The organism is Eubacterium sp. ER2 (assembly GCF_000765215.1).
GTDB lineage: Bacteria > Bacillota > Clostridia > Lachnospirales > Lachnospiraceae > Claveliimonas > Claveliimonas intestinigallinarum.
This window is the reverse complement of sequence record NZ_JPJE01000019.1, coordinates 19891-38329: the sequence shown is the minus strand read 5'-3', so window position 1 is coordinate 38329 and position 18439 is coordinate 19891. Positions and strand designations below refer to the sequence as shown.

Sequence of the window (18439 nt, the reverse complement as noted above, 5' to 3'; positions counted from 1 at the left end):
AAGCCGTAAAAAAATATGCCAGTCTGTTTCTTCAACATTTTGAACAGACTGGCATATTTTGTCCTGACGCTACATCAGCGCAAACATTTTCATTTTCTCCCGAATGACATTCTTAGCAGCCTCAACCGATGGCCCCCATAAATTCTGGCACGAATACTTAAATCCTTGTTTTTTTTGTGTCTCAATATATGTTTTCCCCATAGCCACCTGAATATCCGTGCAGATATTCACTTTTCTGATCCCATGGCGTATCGCTTCTCTTACCTGATCCTCCGGCGTACCGGATCCCCCGTGGAGGACAATAGGAAGATTGACTTTTTCTTTAATTTTATCCAAACGGGGAATGTTCAGTTTAGGCTTAAAGGTATATTGCCCATGTGCCGTCCCAATGGAAACAGCCAGCGCATCCACCTTCGTTTCTTCTGCATACCGCAAAGCCTCCTCCGGATCTGTCTGCGCTGATTCCGGTCCTTTTACTGCAATATCCCCTTCTTCACCGACTAGCCGTCCCAACTCTCCCTCTACAGTTACTCCAAATGGCTGTGCTCTTCTGGCCACCTTTCGAGTCAGTTCCACATTTTGTTCATATGGTAACGCAGACGCATCAATCATAACAGAAGAAAATCCTGCATTGACTGCTTCATTGCAATCCTCAAATGTCGTAGCATGATCCAAATGCAAAGCTATAGGAACCGTTGCATTTTTACAAGCCATATAGGCCGTCATTACAGTCTCTTCCATTCCTCCCATCCTGTTGATTTCCAAACGCCCACATTGTAATATGACCGGCACATCCAGTTCCTGCGCACATTCTATAATTGCACGCGCCACCTCATATGACCAGAATTCAAAAGCTCCGATAGCGATGCCTCTGTCTTCCGCTATCTTTAGGACCTCCTCCATTGGCACAAAATTTGTCTTTATCATATTTTATCTGCCCCCTTTCAGCACTTCCTGAATCCCATCCGCCATTGCGCACAGAATTAAACTGCATGAAACTGCCCCTGCATCCAGTACCCCTTTTGACCTTTCGCCCAACCTGCTGGAGCGCCCATATCTGGCGATCATATCTTTGGTAGAATTCTTTCCAGCTTCTGCCGCAGCTTTCATTTTCTCTAAAGCCTCAGAAAACTCATCTCCTTCCTCCAGAGAAACCTTTAAACTTGCCACTGCTGGAAAAAGTGTATCTACCAGAGTTTTATCTCCCACTCTTGCCTCTACGATTTCACCCAAGGCTTCCAGACCATCCGAAAGCATTACAGTAAAATTCGCTAAATTAATTATTTCTTTACTTTCACCTGCATCTGCCATACTCATAAAAATGGTTCCGTAAATTGGTCCCATAGATCCTCCTATTTCGTTAAAGAGAACCATCCCCAGTTCATTCAGCCCCTCGGAAAAGCCAACGTCCTTATCTTTAATCCTTTCTCCAAAAAGGCTAAAACCTTTGTTCATATTCATACCATGGTCGCCATCACCGATCAGGCCATCCACCTCACCAAGATAATCTTTATTATCCTGGATTGCCGTTACCATTTTAAGGAGGACAGACTTCCCATCCGTATTTTTGAATCCATCCATTTTTTACCCTCCTACATCTGTTTGAGCCCCATAGTGTAAACAGGCATATCGATCAGCTCCTTCAGCTCTTCGTCTAGCTTCATTATTGTCAATGTAGCTCCCATCATATCCAGAGAAGTAAAATAATTTCCCACATAGGATTTATATATCTTGATTCCCTTTTCACGCAAAATACCTGCAATCTCTTTGTAGAGCACATACAACTCCATAACAGGGGTTGCTCCCAATCCTGATACGAGCACGATCGTCTCGTCCCCTTCGACAAAAGGATAATCCGGAACGACAATATCCACCATACGCTTTGCCATATCTTTCGCACTCTCTAAAGGACACACTTCTATCCCCGGCTCTCCGTGATGGCCTATTCCTACTTCCATTGTCCCTTCTTTGATCTCAAAGTTCGGATGTCCCACCGCAGGCAGTGTACAGGGGGTAAGACCAATCCCAACACTTCTGGTCTGATCTATTGCCTTCTGTGCCGCCCGCACCACATCGTCAAGATTGCCTCCTTTTGCTGCCATTGCACCTCCGGCTTTCCACATTAAAATCTCCCCGGCAACGCCGCGCCTTTTCTCTTTCTGATCCTTAGGCGCCGACGCCACATCATCATTCGCCACCACCGTCTTCACGGTGATCCCTTCTTTGGCTGCCATCTTAACTGCCATTTTTACATTCATGTTGTCCCCCGAATAATTCCCGTAAAGGCAGGCAACTCCCTTGCCCTGGTCAGCTTCTCTGCACGCATCCAGAAATGCTGCCGCAGTAGGAGACGAATAAATTTCCCCAACGGCTGCCGCATCGCACATATTTTTCCCAACATAACCGATAAAAGCAGGCTTATGTCCGGATCCTCCGCCTGTGATGACGCCCGTCTTTCCCTTGGGGATATTTTTCGCTTTCACCACGCGAGGATTTCCAGTCCGCTCAACAATATCCACATGCGCGTCTAAAAATCCTTCCAGCATTTCGTCCACAATATTGTCCGGATCATTTAAAATTCTCTGCATATATATCTCTCCTTACTCTCCCAGGATTTCCACATCTATTTCCAGCATTTCACAAATCATTTTCAGTTCTTCTACTTTATCCCCATATACGGCATGGCAATGATTTGCATCAAACTTATCCAGGAATATCTGGTGATCAAAGGGAAGCCTAGCAAACACATGCGGCCATTCTTCAGTCGTCTCCGCCATCTTCTCTCTCGGCAGTTCCACAAAATCTGCCGGTATAATCGTCATCCTGTATTTTCCTTCTTTACGGTTCAACCTAGCAATCGTTGCATGTCCTGGTGCCGTCATAAGGTTCACATGACACCCTCCTCCAGCATACATTTCAAGTGCTGGATATAATGTAGTCTTGGCAAGGTTTCTCTTGTAATCGTCTGTACCTGTAGCATAATAGGTTGACTGTGATCCACAGTTACAGAATACCATCACGTTATATTCGCTGTCATAATGCCTCACATCCATAAAGATTACTGGCTCATCTGTCAGCATCTTCAGGATCTGCATTGTGAGTGCCGCATCGGAATCTGCTTCACATGCATAGACAACCGGTTCCTTTTTCCCATCCCAGTCGTACGGATCATTACAAAATGCAGCACAAATACATTCTGTACAATAGTGGCGGCTCATCTCATAATGACATTTCACTCCCACAAAATCGTACTCATTTTCTTTTATGATGGTTTTCAGTGCTTCATAGTGTCGAATCTGCGTTTTAAGCTTTTCGGGAGTAAACGTTGTCCCGTTATATTTGATTTCTCCCACATTCTCTGTCAGCCACTGGAATGCTTTCTCCACCTTTTCGTCCGGGACTTCTTCCGCACGTCTGACAAGTTCACTCTGATCCATATGATCTACATCTACTCCAAACTTCTTTTGCCAGTCCTGCATACTTACAGTTGCACTGTACATTCCCAAACTGCGGCCGCCGATCAATCCATATTTCTGTCCATTTAGCCTACTTACCACTTTTGCGCATTTTGCAAAACGAATATATTTTTCCAATACATTCTTCTGAAAGACATCACCACTTGCACGGAAATGACGAATTCCAAGATGATTTAGGGCTCCTCCGGCTGCCAGCATAGCCACCATGCCTGGCCAATCAGGATTTAAATTGGCTGCAAGGAGAAAAGGTCCTTTCCCGTTTTGAGCCGCTATTGCCGAAAAATTAGGAAAAGCAAACACTCCGTATGAAAGGATTGTCCCATCCACTCCCTGATTTTTTAAATATTCTGCCTGCTCTTTTGCTTTTTTTACACTGCATACCAGCTCCTGAGCCTCTATCACCTCGACTTCTCCGGAATCTCGGAGTGCTTTTACGATGGCATCTACCTGGGCCTGTACAATTCCTTTCAACTGCTCATGCACATCTTTATCTCCATCTGACAGTCCCATGATACCTAATACGGGCTTACTTCCAAATTCTTTTTTCATGCTTCTTCCTCCTTTGTGTGAAATTTTATATATCCGGGGTTTCTGCCCGCCGAATTTCCGTTCCGAGCCATATTGACCAGTTTTTGGATTTCATCCAGGGGTAGCTCGTGCTGAACTCCAAATAACTTGGTAAGATAGTAAATCTTCGCATTGTATTCCAGCGTCTCCGTTTTATAATATGCATTGATGAGGTCGGTCCCTACCGTAACTGTACCGTGATTTTCCAGTAAAAAGGCATCATAATCCTGTAAATAAGGTACCAGCCCATCGGCCAGCTCTTGTGTGGAGGGCTGTGCATACGGCACAAGGGGTACTGCTCCAAGTCCACAGACTGCTTCTGGCAAAATGTAGAAATCCATAGGGATATGCGCCACTGCAAGGGTAGTTGCAAAAGGCGGATGAGCATGGACAACAGCGCCTACATCCTTACGCTCCTCATATACTTTCAAATGCACTTTCACTTCGGATGAAGGTTTGTATGTTCCTTCCAACACTTTCCCTTTTTCATTTACTTTTACGATCATTTCAGGTGTCAGATAACCTTTGCTGATTCCCGTTGGAGTAGTGAGATATTCGTCTTCACTCAGCTTCACTGTAATATTTCCATCATTTGCAGCGACAAAACCATTTCTGTAAACCCTCTTCCCTATATCACAGATCAATTCTTTTATTTTATATTCGTCCATTTTAGCACCTTTCTATTTTTCTAAATCCAGGATAACCTTAATAGCTTTTTTCTCTTCCACAAGCTTTATAACTTCCTGAATCTCTTCTACACTTTTTACATGGCTGTAAAAATCCTTTGGATCAATAATCCCTGCCCTCATAAGTTCGATATTTTCTGACGTGATAGCATATTGCCCGTATGGGAAATTCAGCATTTGCAACAATGTATTATTTTTTAATCTCGTAAGATCCAGTGTACAGTCGTAATCCCTGAGCACGCCCATAGAGCCTACTATTCCATATGGGCGTAATCTCTGACTCCCTTCAGCAAGAATAGACGTAAATCCTACAATATCGATAACACGGTCAAATAGCCTTCCTGCAAGGATTTCTTCTTTATCCTGCGTATTAAAGTTGATCGTTTCATCTACTTCCGACAGTTTTTTTGCCAGTTTTAGTCTCTCCGCTACTCCATCAATAACCGTAATCGTCCTGGCTCCCAGATATCTCATATATTTCATAGTTGCCAATCCCATCGGGCCGGCTCCATATACAAGAACATCCTTGTCCTGTACATCAAAATTACGCGCTGCACTGAAACATTCATTTAGTGTAATGAGAGCTCCTCCGTCAATCACATCAAAATCCGATGGTATCTGCACACATTCCAATTGTCTCGGATTAAACTGAGATTCTTCAACACCGTCTGCTATCATAGCTTTTTGATCCTGAACAACAGCATAATCACACATAGCTCCCCACGTGCATCCGTATGGAGTCCCTGGCATAAGTTTTATGATCGGATTCATGATTCTGTCGCCGACTTTGTAATTTCTCACCTTACTCCCCAACTCTACAATATCTCCCACGCCTTCATGCCCCAAAAGTGTAGGAAAACTGTCTACTTCCACAGACATTTCACCTTTTATGATATGGAAGTCTGTTCCATTACAAAAACCACATGATTTCATCTTTACCAGGGCTTCATACGGCCCGATTTCAGGCACAGGAACATCTCTCACCACCTCTACTTTCCCGTTTCCAACTGCAGCAACTCCTCGCATAAACTTCTGTTCCATGCGCTCCCTCCTTCTCCTATCTTCCGCCGCACAATCCTTTATATTTCTCTTTTTGCCTGTCCCAGGCATCCTTTCTTCCAGGACTAAATTCTGTACACACAGTACAACTGCGGACAACCTCTCTTATTTCTTCTTCCGTCCCTAGTTCTCCCATTCCATAAGCCTGGATCAGCGCATTCCCCATTGAGGATGCCTCTGAAGGTCCCGTCCGGACCGTAATTCCCAGTATATCTGCCAGGAACTGATTTAGCATGGCTACACGATTCGCACCGCCGATCACATAAAGGACCTCTATCTCTTTTCCCGTCACATCCTTTAACATGTCAAATGCTTCAGCTGATCTCAATACAATACTCTCATATATGATCCTTGTGATCTGTCCCAAATCATCTTTCTCAGGAACCCTCTGACCCGTTATTTTCAAATATTTCCGGATCTCTTTCACCATATCGTCCGGATGGTAAAAGTCAGGATATTCTGTATCTATTAGAGCGTAAAACGGTTCCGCCGCTTCGGCTTTTGCAGCTATATCCCCATATTCCAGCTTAATCCCTTCTTTTTCCCATTGCCTTTTGCACTCCTGTAAAAGCCACATACCCATTATGTTTTTCTTGAGAAGAACGTGTCCAAAGGCAAGCGCTGTATTGGACATTTGGTGTTCATAAGATTTTTGGACATCCGCCGTCTCTTCAAGCTCCATCCCCATCAAAAACCAGGAACCTGTCGCAAGAAACGCCCATTTCTCATCTTTCCCCGCCGGTACCGCCACAGCGGCAGAAGAAGTGTCATGGACAGCTGGAGCAGTTACAACGGTTTCGTCTGTTCCAAGAAAGTCCTGCAGATCTTTCCTAATAGGTCCAATAACTGTTCCTGCCGGTATGACTGGCGGCTGAATAGTTCCGGGAATACGGAATGTCTCAAATATACGGTCTTCAAATGCGCTTTTTTTCAGGTTGTACATCTGAGAATAGGATGCCACAGACGCTTCGGAACATATTTTTCCTGTAAAAAGGTACATAAGGAAGTCACCAATAAACAATATCTTCTTATTTCCTTTCAATCCATCTGCATATTCATCCTGATAAGCCATAAGCTGCGTCAGAGTGGAATCCGGCATTTTTCTCTGAGTAGTCAGATTGTATATCTCTCTGTAGCTCATCTTCTCTTCCACTTTATTCATATATCCATCTGTCCTTTTATCTCTGTAAAAGACCGGAGGCAATACACTTCCCGTATCCAGATCCATAAGACAGAAGTCTGAACACCAGGAATCTATTCCAAGGGAATCTATCCTCACATTTTCTTTTACAAGATTTCCAAGCACCCAGCATATACAGTCATAGATCAAAAAAACATTTGTACTAAGATGCCCATTGATGAAGGATCTCGTCATAGGTAACCGATATATATCTTTCATCTGGAAGACCCTACCCTCTGTCAATTCTGCCAGACATATCTTCACACTGCTCGATCCAACATCCACTACCAGATAGTTCATACCATCTTCTCCCTCTCTGCCAGTTGGCAGTAAAAATCAAATCTTTCTTCCCATTTCTCTGTTTCCGAAGGCACATACATCTCTGTCTTAGTGTCACCAGCTGCGATTTCCGGAAATATTGCTGGATCCTCAATTTCTCCGGCCGCCCATAGCTGAACCAGGATGTTTCCTGCCGCAGTTGCTTCAGGGTTTCCTGCAATCACCTGGCATCCCGTTACATCAGCCGTGCATTGATTCAAAAACCGGTTATTTCTTCCCCCTCCTACAATATAAATCTGTTTGATTTCTTTACCAGTAACTTGCCGAAGCTGTTCATTGTGCCTTCTGTACTCACAGGCAAGCCCCTGCAATATCGTCTGAGCAATTTCTACAGGAGTACTAGGTACTTCCTGTCCTGTTGCAGAACAGTATCCGCATATTTTCTCTACCATCTCGCCCTGCTTTGAAAATTCTCGCCCATCCGGAAAGATTATAGAAGGGAAAAGAGGACTGTTCTGGGCCTCCTCGACCAACAAAGGAATCTCTATTTGTTTTCCTTTTTTCTTCCAATCTCTGACACATTCTTCCAAGAGCCACAGACCGGTGATATTTCGTATCAAACGGTATCGTCCCCATGGCTGACCTTCATTTGACATTTGCTGATCACAAGCCTTTCGCGATACATATGGCTTCCGGGATACAATTCCTTTCACAGACCAGGTTCCACTGCTGATAAAAGAACAGCCGCTTTTTTCCGGTACAGTCAGGACTGCTGAAGCCGTATCATGACATGCGGTCATAACTACTTTAGTTTGTTCCAGGTTAGTAAGGTTATTACGGATATCCTTTTTCAGATATCCGATGACTGTCCCTGCCTCCTGCAACGGATAGAAGATCTTTTCCGGAAGCTGTAGCTCTCGGATAAGCTCTCTGTTCCACTCTCTTTTTTCAGCATCAATCAGGCGGGACGTAGTAGCGATAGTAAACTCATTTGTTGGCTGTCCTGTAAATAAATACGCGAAGAGATCTGGCATAAATAAAAGACGGTCCGCTCTTTCCAAAGCATCCATTCCACTTTCTTTCATTCCCTTTAAAATATGTGCTGTGCTAGTTGTCTCAAACGTTCCGCCCACCTTGCCGTACAGTCCATAAGTATCTGTAAAAAATCTGGCAGAGATTCCATCGCTTATGGAATCCCTGTACGCCAGCGGCTCTTCCAGGAGTCTGCCCTCGTTATCCAAAAGCCCGAAATCTGTTCCAAAAGTATCTATTCCAACTGATTTGATAGGTTCCCCGCTTTTCGCTGCCGACTGGAGCGCCTCAACAAGATTATCCCGCATCTCATAGATATTCCATCGGTAATGTCCCTCTTTCCATATCGGAGTATGTCGAAATCTGGCCAGAGTTTTCATGCTCAAATTTCCATCGCTGTAAATCCCTTCGATCACACGGTAACTGCTTGCTCCGATATCTATTGCCATCACTCTTCCCATACTGTTCTCGCCTCATTCACGGCAGACTCTTCTCTGCATTGTATTCTTCATAAAGGTTTCCACCTGTGTCTCACTCACGATTCCGATATGTCCACCCAGCATTTGAGCATTTAGCGCACCTGCCGCACAGGCAAACCTGGCCCCTTCCTCCAAACTCATTCCCTTTAAAATAGAGTGGATAAATCCTGCCACAAAATTATCTCCGCATCCTGTTGTATCTGTAACCACCACTTCAAAAGGATCTTCATAAAATTCCTTTTCTCTGGTTCTCACATAGCACCCCTGGCCACCAAGCTTGATCACTACAGTACCGGCCCCTTTTTCTAAAAGCCTTCTTGCCGCCCCCTTCTCATCGGTCTCTCCTGTCACATATACTGCTTCTTCAATACTGGGCATCAGATAATCTATAAACGGATAAACAATATCCATAGCGTGAGGTCCAAGCACTTCTACATCGTGATCCATATCCGCAAAGGTAAGAAGGCCTCTGCTTTTGGCAGCTTTCATCAATTCTGCCACTCCTCCCTTGTCTAATTTGGCACAGCTGTAAAGACTGCCTACGGAAAGAGCCCTAGTCTGATCCAGCAGAGAAAGGTCTATCTGCTCGAGTCCGATCCCCTCATTTATCCCTTTGTCCAGAAAAAAGGTATGTTCTCCCGATTCATTTATACATACAAAAGAAGTGCTTGATCTGCTCTGTTCATTTTTCACGAGCTTTGAAGTGTCCACCCCCGCATTCAGAAGGTCAGCGCATATTGCCTTGCCCACCGGCCCGTTATCAACCTGAGCAAAGAGAGCCACTCTGTTTCCCAGTTTGCTGAGTACTGCCGCCTCATTTACCGCATCGCCTCCTGATGTAAACACTACTTTATCCAGAACATTCAGATGCCTCTGAAATCCTTCCGGAGAGATCCCTTCTATGAGAATGTCCTGTACACATGCGCCTACACAGAAGATATCATATCTGTCTTTCATCCCGTCACCTGTCTTCTCTACGTTTCAATGATCGCCTTGACTACATTCTGCGCATCATCCACCACAGTAGAAAATGCTCTTTCAGATTCTTCCAGGCTGAATTTATGCGTCACAATCTGTTTTACATCAATACTGCCGCTTGCGATCGCAGCAATAGCTGTGGGATAAAGATTTCTGTATCGAAACACACACTGGATCCGGATCTCCTTTTCCATAGCCTGGAAAAAATTGTATGTAATCTCACTCTGAGCAGCCATACCTACAAGTACGACTATTCCACCTCTTTTTACCAGAAAAGGCGTCTGTGCGATCGTCTCTGCCGAACCTGCCGTCTCAAAAACAACATCCGGACCTTCTGGCAGAAGTTCTTTTACACATCCCAAAACATCGTTTTTACTGGCGTTAACGGTATGATCTGCCCCCATATTACGTGCAAATTCAAGCCTTTTTTCATGAAGATCCACAACCACCACTTTTGACGCACCTCTGGCCTTTGCCGCAAGTAAAGTCACCAGGCCAATACAGCCTGCACCCAGGATGACTGCTGTCTGTCCAAGCCCTATCTCACCCAATCCTGTTGCATGTAATCCTACCGCCAGGGGTTCTACCAGAGCCCCTTCCATAGTAGATACATTTTCAGGAAGTTTGAAACACATATCCGCAGGATGCGATACATATTCCTGCAGCGCCCCTCGTACCGGAGGGGCGGCAAAAAATTTCATGTCCGGACAAAGATTGTATCTTCCTGTCTTGCAAAACTCACATTTTCCGCATCCATAACCAGGCTCTAAGGCCACTCTGTCTCCGATTTTTAATCCAGAAACATTCTCTCCTACTTCAACAACAGTCCCTGAAACTTCGTGCCCCAGCACAAATTTTCCCTTTAAAACATTGTCTCCTACTCTGCCATCTTTGAAAAAATGTACATCTGATCCACATATACCGTTATATTCTATTTTCACAAGCACATTTCCCGGCCTGACTTCTGGAATAGGTTCCTCTTCAATCTGCATTTTCCCGGGTTGTGTCAAATATACAACTTTCATTTCACGTCCCCCTTCTGTGGTATGATAGCTCTTCCTGTATCAGGATCAAAAAAGTACGCCTTTTCCATATCCAATATCAATGATACATCCTGTCCTTCTCGTATATGTGTTCTTGGATGAACGCTCGCAGTTATCTTGTTGCCCTCATATTCAAAATATAAGAGCGCCTCTGCTCCCAGCAGTTCATATACCTGGACTCTTGCATCAATTTCCCATTGAGGAAAAGTATTGATAAATATCTCGGAGTCTTTGATATCCTCTGGTCTGATCCCAAACACGACCTTTTTTCCGTCATATCCTCTCAACGACCTCTTTTTATCTTCCGGCAAACGTATTGTTTTCTTACCTAATTGTATAGATACTTCGTTTCCCTCTTCTTTTACGGTCACTTCCATAAAATTCATCTGGGGTGATCCAATAAAACCTGCCACAAACATGTTTGCAGGATTTTCATATAAATTCTTTGGCGTGTCCACCTGTTGTATCACACCATCTTTCATCACAACTATACGGGTTCCCAATGTCATTGCCTCTGTCTGATCGTGCGTGACATAAATAATTGTTGCTCCCAGCCTCTCGTGCAGCTGAGCAATCTCCAACCGCATTTGGACTCTGAGTTTAGCATCTAGATTAGAAAGGGGCTCATCCATCAAGAACACTTTTGGGTTTCGCACAATGGCTGCTCCCATTGCCACCCTCTGCTTTTGCCCTCCAGAAAGTTCCCTGGGTTTCTTTTTCAACTGACTCTCTAGACCGAGTATCCTTGCAGCCTCCTTGACTTTCTTATCCACCTCATCCTTTGAAAGTTTTCTTCTTCGCAGTCCAAACGCGATATTGTCATATACGTTCATATGCGGATACAATGCATAACTTTGGAATACCATTGCTATATCTCTGTCTCTGGCTGCCATTTCATTTACAATTTCTCCATCTATCTCAAGCTCTCCTGAAGTTATATCTTCCAGCCCCGCGATCATACGCAATGTAGTAGATTTTCCACATCCAGAAGGTCCAACAAAGATCAGGAATTCTTTATCGTGTATATCCAAATTAAAATGATCCACTGCCGCCACTCCATTAGGATAAGTCTTGCATATATTCTTCAATTTTATCTCCGCCAAGTCTGCCACCTCCTTCTATCGATATCTGGGACCATATACTGCACAAGCCCGGTAATCCTGGCTCTCTTTATCCATACCGAATGCTTCCCAACACGCCGGTCGGAATATATCCTTTTCGTCAACATTATGCATACACACTGGGATTCTCAAAATGGAACAAAGCGTAATCACATCTGCTCCGATATGTCCATAACTGATTGCTCCATGGTTTGCTCCCCATTTATCCATCACGTCATAGACTGTCTGAAATGCTCCCTTCCCTGTCAATTTCGGTACAAACCAGGTGCACGGCCATGTCGGATCAGTACGGTCCCATAGAATACACGAGACCTCTTCTGGCAAAACTACCGTATAACCTTCTGCTATCTGCATAACAGGTCCAAGCCCCCGGATCAAATTGATCCTTGTCATAGTCACAGGCATCTCCGATTCCGTCACAAACCTGGAAGAAAAACCTCCTCCTCGAAAATATCCCAGATCAGCAGGGCACCAATCCGTTTTTTCCAGACATTTATGGATATCATCCTGCTGCATTTCATAGAACCTTTTTACCACAGCGTTTCCGTTTTCATCTTTAAGAGCTCCACACATATCTAGACAAGAGGCTCCCGAATTGATGAGATGGATAATTCCTCCCGCTCTTCCCGCTAATCCCTCCAGTTTATATCCTGTCACCCGCTCTACTGACGCGGCGCTCCAGTACGTACGGACATCCGAAAACATCTGGGCTCTCCCTGACAGGAGTTTATTACACAGCATAGCAGCTCCGTTAAGACTATCGTTTTCTGTGGCCAGTATATAAGGTTCTCTCACTCCGTTCCAATCAAAAGAAGAGTTCAGAAGAGCCTCCGCAAAATCAGTATTTGGATAGTGATCAGTCCATTGCCTCTGTCCCTGAAAACCTGCTGCAATAGCATTGTACCCCAGCTTTTCTTCCGGAAACTCATCTGGGAGGTCAGAATTCCCATTCATCAGATCTTTTATGATACACATGGTCTTCACTGAAAAATCCCAGTCTTTATCTTTTTCTTCACGCGTTCTTTGATAAATCTCAGGATTTTTATCAAATCCTTCCCTGCAGTTTTCACGCGTCCACGCAAGTGCTTTACTCACTTCATCTTTATCATATATTCCTTCTCTCAAACGCCGCAAGACTTCCACTTCGTCTACGGATTCCACTCGCATACCAAGATAGCTTTCAAAAAAATCATATTCTATCTGTGATCCTGAGATTCCCATACAGGAAGCGCCTATCTGGAGATAAGATTTCCCTTTCATGGATGCCACAGCCACAGCTGCTCTGACAAAACGCAGTATTTTCTTTTTCACATCTTCCGGGATTTCCCTGTCATCAGCATCCTGTACCTCCTGTCCATAAATAGAAAACGCAGGAAGACCTTTTTGGGCATGCGCCGCCATAACCGCTGCTAAATATACTGCTCCCGGACGCTCCGTTCCATTGAAGCCCCACACGCCCTTTATTGTCTGAGAATCCATATCCATAGTCTCTGTCCCGTAGCACCAACAGGGACTCACTGTTAAAGTAATTTCCACTCCCTGTCTGTGAAATTCCTCCTGACAAGCCGCCGCTTCCGAGACTCTTCCTATCGTACGTTCCGCCACAAGAACTTTTACCGGTACGCCGCTGGTATATTTTAATTCTGTCCGGATGAGATGCGCTGCCTTTTGGGCAAGCTCCATAGTCTGTTCTTCCAGTTGTCCCCGCACATCTATCTTTCCTTGTCTCGCATCGATTACCGGCCTGATACCCACTACCGGTTCCCGGCCGATCATACGATTATCTGCCATATTTTCGTCCTCCTTACATCAGACACAGGTATATGCACCATCAATCGTAAAATCCGCACCCGTTGTGAAGCTGCTTGCATCGCTTGCCAGATAAAGCGCTATTCCCTGCAGTTCTTCCGGACATCCCATTCTCTTCAGCGGTGAAAGCCCTGTCCATTCAGGAATCAGCTCATGTCCCTCGATTAAATCCGTCATAATATATCCAGGACTGATGCTGTTGACCCTTACATTTTTCTGAGCCCACTCTACTGCCAGAGATTTTGTCAGCATGATCACCCCCGCTTTTGATGCATTATATGCTATCTGCGGCTGCGGAATATTTACAATATGTCCGGACATAGAGGCCGTATTAATAATCGAACCTCTTCCTTGACGCAACATATAACGCCCGACTGCAGTAGCAGTAAGAAAAACCCCTGTGAGATTGATATCTATTACTTTTTTCCACTGTTCGTAGCTCATTTCTTCCGCAGGCACATTAATGGAAATTCCCGCGTTACAAAACGCAATATCTATCCTTCCCATTTCTTTGATCATCTTGCTGCACATATTCTCTACCTGTTCAGGCTGAGTCACATCTGTCCGGATCGCCATTGCTTTTACACCATATTGCTTTTCCAGAAAATCAGCACTTTCCCTGGCCTTCTCCTCATTTAAATCTGCCAGTATAACATCTGCCCCCGCTCCAGCAACTGCCATTGCATAATTTAATCCGATTCCCTGAGCTCCTCCTGTAACGACCGCTTTCTTTCCTTTAAGACAGAACTTCTCCTGAATATTCATGTCCGTACCCCCTTCATTATTTTCTGTATTTCTGGTCATATAACTCATAAAAGTATTTACACTCATCTTCACTTAAGTCCATAGGAGTTCCAACTAAATTTGCGTAATATAGCGCTTTTGTGATCGCTTCCGCTGCCTCTACTTTGTTCATGGCGTCTTCAACTGTCTGGCCTACAGCTAATACTCCATGATTTCCCAGAAGAACTACATCACTATGCTCAAAAATAGGTATAGCGCCTTTTAATATTTCCTCTGTTCCCGGACGCCCATAAGGCGCCACTTCAAAAACTTTAAAGTTAGCCATCATTTCCGGATATCCTTTTGTTTCCACTGGCTTATTACAGATAGCATGTGCTGTTAAAAAAGTAGGATGACAATGGACTACTCCCCCAATATCTTTCCGTATCTTGTATGTATCAATGTGCATGGGAAGTTCCGATGTCGGGCGGCAATTTCCTCCGATCTGCTTTCCCTCCTCGTCGATAACAGCGATCATTTCTTCCGTTAAAAGGGCTTTGTTTTTGGTTGTAGGCGTAATATAAATCAGACCGTCTTTTTTAGCTGATATATTTCCCTCAAACGTATTGACCAGATTTTTTTCATCCAGGCGCTTTGCAACTGCTAACACCCGATTTATCAGTTCTTTATCCATTTTTTCTCCTTTCAACCCCCATAAATATTTTGCGTGTTTTGATTTCCTATCCCTTCACTGCTCCCGCCGTCAAACCTTTGATCAGAGATTTCTGTGATATCCATCCAAAGATCATAGGTGGAATACATGATATCGATGCAGAAGCTGACAACTGAGCAATAAACTGCCCCTGCTGCTGTCCAAATCTCGCCATATACACCGGAAGAGTTGCAGTCGCATTAGTAGTTAAATTATATCCAAGGAAAAATTCATTCCATATAAATACAGCTACTAAGAGTCCTGCTGTCATGATCCCTGTTTTTGTCAATGGCATAATGATTCCCATAATAAGCTGCCGATTTGTACATCCATCGATCTTGGCGGCTTCTACTACTTCTGTTGGCACATCTTTAAAAAAAGAATACAGGAGCCATATGCAGAGTGGAAGATGAAAGCCAATGTATAAAAACAGCAGTCCTCCTCTTGTATGGCTTAAATTCAGCTCTTTAAAGACAATATATAACGGTATCAGAACAGCTACCGGAGGAAGCAGGATTGTAGTCACGAACCAGTTATACAAACTTTCCGACCGCCCCTCCTTCTTAAATTTAGCAAATACGATAGCGTATGTAGCTGGTATTCCTAAAATGAGGCAGATGCCTGTTCCGAGTACAACATGATACACTGTATTTTTCAGATAATTTATCATAGAGGCATCTGACAACACTTTTTGCCATGTCTGCAGTGTTGGATGAAAAAAGATTGCCGGAACAGCAGCCTCCACCTCTGTTTTAAAACCGCTCAGAATCATATATAAAATTGGGAAAAAATATAGCAGTGCAAACAAAAGCACAACAATACCTATGATCCATCTCTTTATTTCTTTTTTTGCTGCAGTTTTTTTACTTCTGGCATCTCTGTGAATTACTGCTTTTTTCACAATATCTCCCCTCTCTACTCATACACTGCCCGGCGTTTTTTAATTGCCCGGAATATTAGGTTGATTATTGTTAAAGTTACAACTACTGTGATCACTGACAACGCTGCCGCTCTTCCTACATTTGAACCACTAAACAAAGTTCTGTAAATATAAAATGTCAATGTATACGTCTGTTGTCCTGGTCCTCCTGAGGTAGTCGTCAGGATTAATCCAAACTCTTTCACCAGAAAAATCAGTCCCAGCATTAGGGCCACCTGCATATGATTAAAGATCATTGGCAGTTTAATTTTGAACACCATCTCAAACTTGCTGCACCCATCCAGATTTGCTCGTTCCAATACCTCTGTAGGAATTCCCTGAAGTCCTCCCAGAAGTACAAGTACAAAAAACGGCATCCATTGCCATACAAACAGGAAAACCAGCAGAGGTCTGGCATAATAGCTGACGAAATCAACCGCTTTCATTCCCAGCATATTTGCTATCGTACCTACCCATCCAAAATTTGTGTTTAATATAGTTGTTTTCCAAAGTACGCCAGTTGTTGTAGTCATAATAAAAAATGGGCTCAAAATCAATGTCCGTGAGAGTGTTTTCCCTGGTATATCTGAGTCGAGCATCAGAGCGATCAAATACCCCAATACCATACATAAAATGAGCGCTGCCCCGATCATTCCTACGGTTTGGAGACAGATCGTGTAAAACTCTTTGTCTTTCAGGTAGTATATAAAATTATTTAATCCGGCAAATGTTATCCCCTGATCCGGACGCACGATATTCCATCTTAACAGCGAAAAAATGATTGTCAGAACAAATGGCACCTGGGTAGCAATAGCAACGATGATACAGGCAGGCGCCACAAATGTGCGTTCTATAGGATATCTTTTTTTTATATTGAGTTCCGTTCTTTTCATAGCCTCATCCCAATCCTGTTCTTAATAGGGGCAGATGCCTCCGCCATACCACGTAAGACTTCTGCCCCTTCCATTACTCACTCTTTATTCTTTATATCCGCCCTCTTCTGCGGCTTCCTCGAAAGCCGCCTGCGTAGCGGCCAGTGCTTCGTCCAGAGAAATCTCATCTGTAACATAGGCTGCAAGTTCCTCTGTCATCGTATCTCCCGCCTCCTGGAATTCAGGAATAGCAATATACTGTAATCCAACATAGGGTACTTCATCTTTACATGGATGATTAAAGTCCAGATTGGACAGCGCTTCCAAAGTGGGTTCTGCGTACGGAAGATCTTTATATGCGTCCAGCTCATACGTAGAAGCTCTGATGCCAGATGGTGTAGAAGCACCACTAGGATCTTCCTTCAGGGACAAATCTACATAATCTTTAGAGCAGGCCCATACCATAAAATCAAAAGCTGCCTGTTTTTTCTCGTCAGAAGAATTAGGATTGATGTTCATGCCCCAGTTCCAGAGCCATCCGGCAGGTGACTGCGCATATCCTACTTTTCCCTTAATCGGTGAGTCTTCTGCTTCCAGATTAGGTGCATTGGATGTAGCATCATACCAGATACCACATTTTCCCGTATTCATCAAACTGATACATTCATTATAGGTATACGTGATAATGTCATCCTGTCCTGCATCCCGAAGAATATTTTTGTACATCTCCCATGCTGCTCTCTGCTCATCGGTCTCTACAGTAGCATTCCAATCCATGTCATAGAATTTTCCTCCCATGGCATTCACGATCGTAACAAACGGTGCGCCACTCATTCCCCAACCAGGAGCTCCTCTCATTGTCATGCCAACGATCCCTGCTTCATCATCATTAACTGCCACCGCAATATTATAGATATCTTCCCACGTGGGATTTTCCGGCATTTCTACACCTGCATTTGCAAGTAATTCCTTATTGTACATGAAGAAACTTGCCTCACCAAAAAACGGAAGAGCGTAAAGATCTCCTGTCTCAGGATCAGATACAGACTCCAGCATAGCGGGGAAAATATCATCCAAATCTAATGACTCTTTCTGTTCATCTGTCATGTTATCAATATACGGCTGCAGATTTTCTGCCCACCCATACTGGATCCAGAAATTCGCCTCATATGGACCTGTAAAATAAATGTCGTAAGTAGTTCCTCCAGTAGATGCCTCCAATGTCGCCTTTTCACGCAGATCATTTTCCGGTAACACAGCAAAATCCAGTTTTACACCTTCTGCCTCATAATACTCCTGAGAAAGTTCTACTAAATTGGATATAATAGGATTATTCAAAGCTGCGATAGAGACTGTGATCTCCCCATCGGATGAGCTTCCACCGCTACTATCCGAAGATGATCCGGAACATGCCACGAGTCCCATGCACATCGACGTCACAAGAAATGCTGCCAAAATTCTTTTTTTCATAAATTCTACCTCCTATCTTTTTATAATAAGCCGT

The 18439-nt window shown here is 44.0% G+C and carries 17 protein-coding genes; all 17 read right to left on the bottom strand.

Going from position 1 to position 18439, the window contains the following annotated elements:
* Positions 1–69 precede the first annotated feature (69 nt).
* Positions 70–927, bottom strand: coding sequence for a class II fructose-bisphosphate aldolase (locus NI21_RS0107510; protein WP_033125631.1), 858 nt, complete (start codon positions 925–927; stop codon positions 70–72).
* A 3-nt stretch (positions 928–930) separates the two neighbouring features.
* Positions 931–1581: a dihydroxyacetone kinase subunit DhaL gene (gene dhaL, locus NI21_RS0107505; protein WP_033125630.1), complete on the bottom strand. Its 651-nt coding sequence runs from the start codon at positions 1579–1581 to the stop codon at positions 931–933.
* Positions 1582–1592: 11 nt separating this feature from the next.
* Positions 1593–2588: a dihydroxyacetone kinase subunit DhaK gene (locus tag NI21_RS0107500; RefSeq protein WP_033125629.1), complete on the bottom strand. Its 996-nt coding sequence runs from the start codon at positions 2586–2588 to the stop codon at positions 1593–1595.
* A 12-nt stretch (positions 2589–2600) separates the two neighbouring features.
* Positions 2601–4025 (bottom strand): L-fucose/L-arabinose isomerase family protein, encoded by a 1425-nt coding sequence (locus NI21_RS0107495; RefSeq protein WP_033125628.1) that lies wholly within the window; start codon positions 4023–4025, stop codon positions 2601–2603.
* Positions 4022–4711, bottom strand: a complete 690-nt coding sequence (locus NI21_RS0107490) for a class II aldolase/adducin family protein (RefSeq protein ID WP_033125627.1) — start codon at positions 4709–4711, stop codon at positions 4022–4024. Before NI21_RS0107490 ends, NI21_RS0107495 begins: the two co-directional genes overlap by 4 nt.
* 12 nt (positions 4712–4723) lie before the next feature.
* On the bottom strand, positions 4724–5770 hold the full coding sequence (locus tag NI21_RS0107485; RefSeq protein ID WP_033125626.1) for a zinc-binding dehydrogenase: 1047 nt from the start codon (positions 5768–5770) through the stop codon (positions 4724–4726).
* Between the two features lie 16 nt (positions 5771–5786).
* Positions 5787–7268, bottom strand: coding sequence for a rhamnulokinase family protein (locus NI21_RS0107480; RefSeq protein ID WP_033125625.1), 1482 nt, complete (start codon positions 7266–7268; stop codon positions 5787–5789).
* Positions 7265–8740 carry a rhamnulokinase family protein gene (locus NI21_RS0107475; protein WP_052084005.1) on the bottom strand — a complete coding sequence of 492 codons (1476 nt, stop codon included), beginning with the start codon at positions 8738–8740 and terminating at the stop codon, positions 7265–7267. The genes NI21_RS0107480 and NI21_RS0107475 overlap by 4 nt, the downstream gene beginning before the upstream one ends.
* 12 nt (positions 8741–8752) lie before the next feature.
* Complete coding sequence (locus NI21_RS0107470) at positions 8753–9715, bottom strand: carbohydrate kinase family protein (RefSeq protein WP_033125624.1); 963 nt, start codon at positions 9713–9715, stop codon at positions 8753–8755.
* A gap of 17 nt (positions 9716–9732) precedes the next feature.
* A complete protein-coding gene (locus NI21_RS0107465) occupies positions 9733–10761 on the bottom strand; it encodes an NAD(P)-dependent alcohol dehydrogenase (RefSeq protein WP_033125623.1) in 1029 nt (342 codons plus the stop codon).
* Complete coding sequence (locus tag NI21_RS0107460) at positions 10758–11882, bottom strand: ABC transporter ATP-binding protein (RefSeq protein ID WP_033125622.1); 1125 nt, start codon at positions 11880–11882, stop codon at positions 10758–10760. Before NI21_RS0107460 ends, NI21_RS0107465 begins: the two co-directional genes overlap by 4 nt.
* A 15-nt stretch (positions 11883–11897) precedes the next feature.
* Entirely contained in the window at positions 11898–13691 is a 1794-nt protein-coding gene (locus NI21_RS0107455; RefSeq protein ID WP_033125621.1) for an L-fucose isomerase, read from the bottom strand.
* An 18-nt stretch (positions 13692–13709) separates the two neighbouring features.
* The gene (locus NI21_RS0107450; protein ID WP_033125620.1) at positions 13710–14474 is read right to left on the bottom strand and encodes an SDR family oxidoreductase; all 765 of its coding nucleotides are present in this window, start codon (positions 14472–14474) and stop codon (positions 13710–13712) included.
* Positions 14475–14490: 16 nt separating this feature from the next.
* Entirely contained in the window at positions 14491–15126 is a 636-nt protein-coding gene (locus NI21_RS0107445; protein ID WP_033125619.1) for a class II aldolase/adducin family protein, read from the bottom strand.
* 46 nt (positions 15127–15172) lie between these two features.
* Positions 15173–16045, bottom strand: a complete 873-nt coding sequence (locus tag NI21_RS0107440; RefSeq protein WP_052084004.1) for a carbohydrate ABC transporter permease — start codon at positions 16043–16045, stop codon at positions 15173–15175.
* Positions 16046–16059: 14 nt separating this feature from the next.
* On the bottom strand, positions 16060–16956 hold the full coding sequence (locus NI21_RS0107435; RefSeq protein ID WP_033125618.1) for a carbohydrate ABC transporter permease: 897 nt from the start codon (positions 16954–16956) through the stop codon (positions 16060–16062).
* An 84-nt stretch (positions 16957–17040) separates the two neighbouring features.
* Positions 17041–18405 carry an ABC transporter substrate-binding protein gene (locus NI21_RS0107430; RefSeq protein WP_033125617.1) on the bottom strand — a complete coding sequence of 455 codons (1365 nt, stop codon included), beginning with the start codon at positions 18403–18405 and terminating at the stop codon, positions 17041–17043.
* Between the last annotated feature and the right edge of the window lie 34 nt (positions 18406–18439).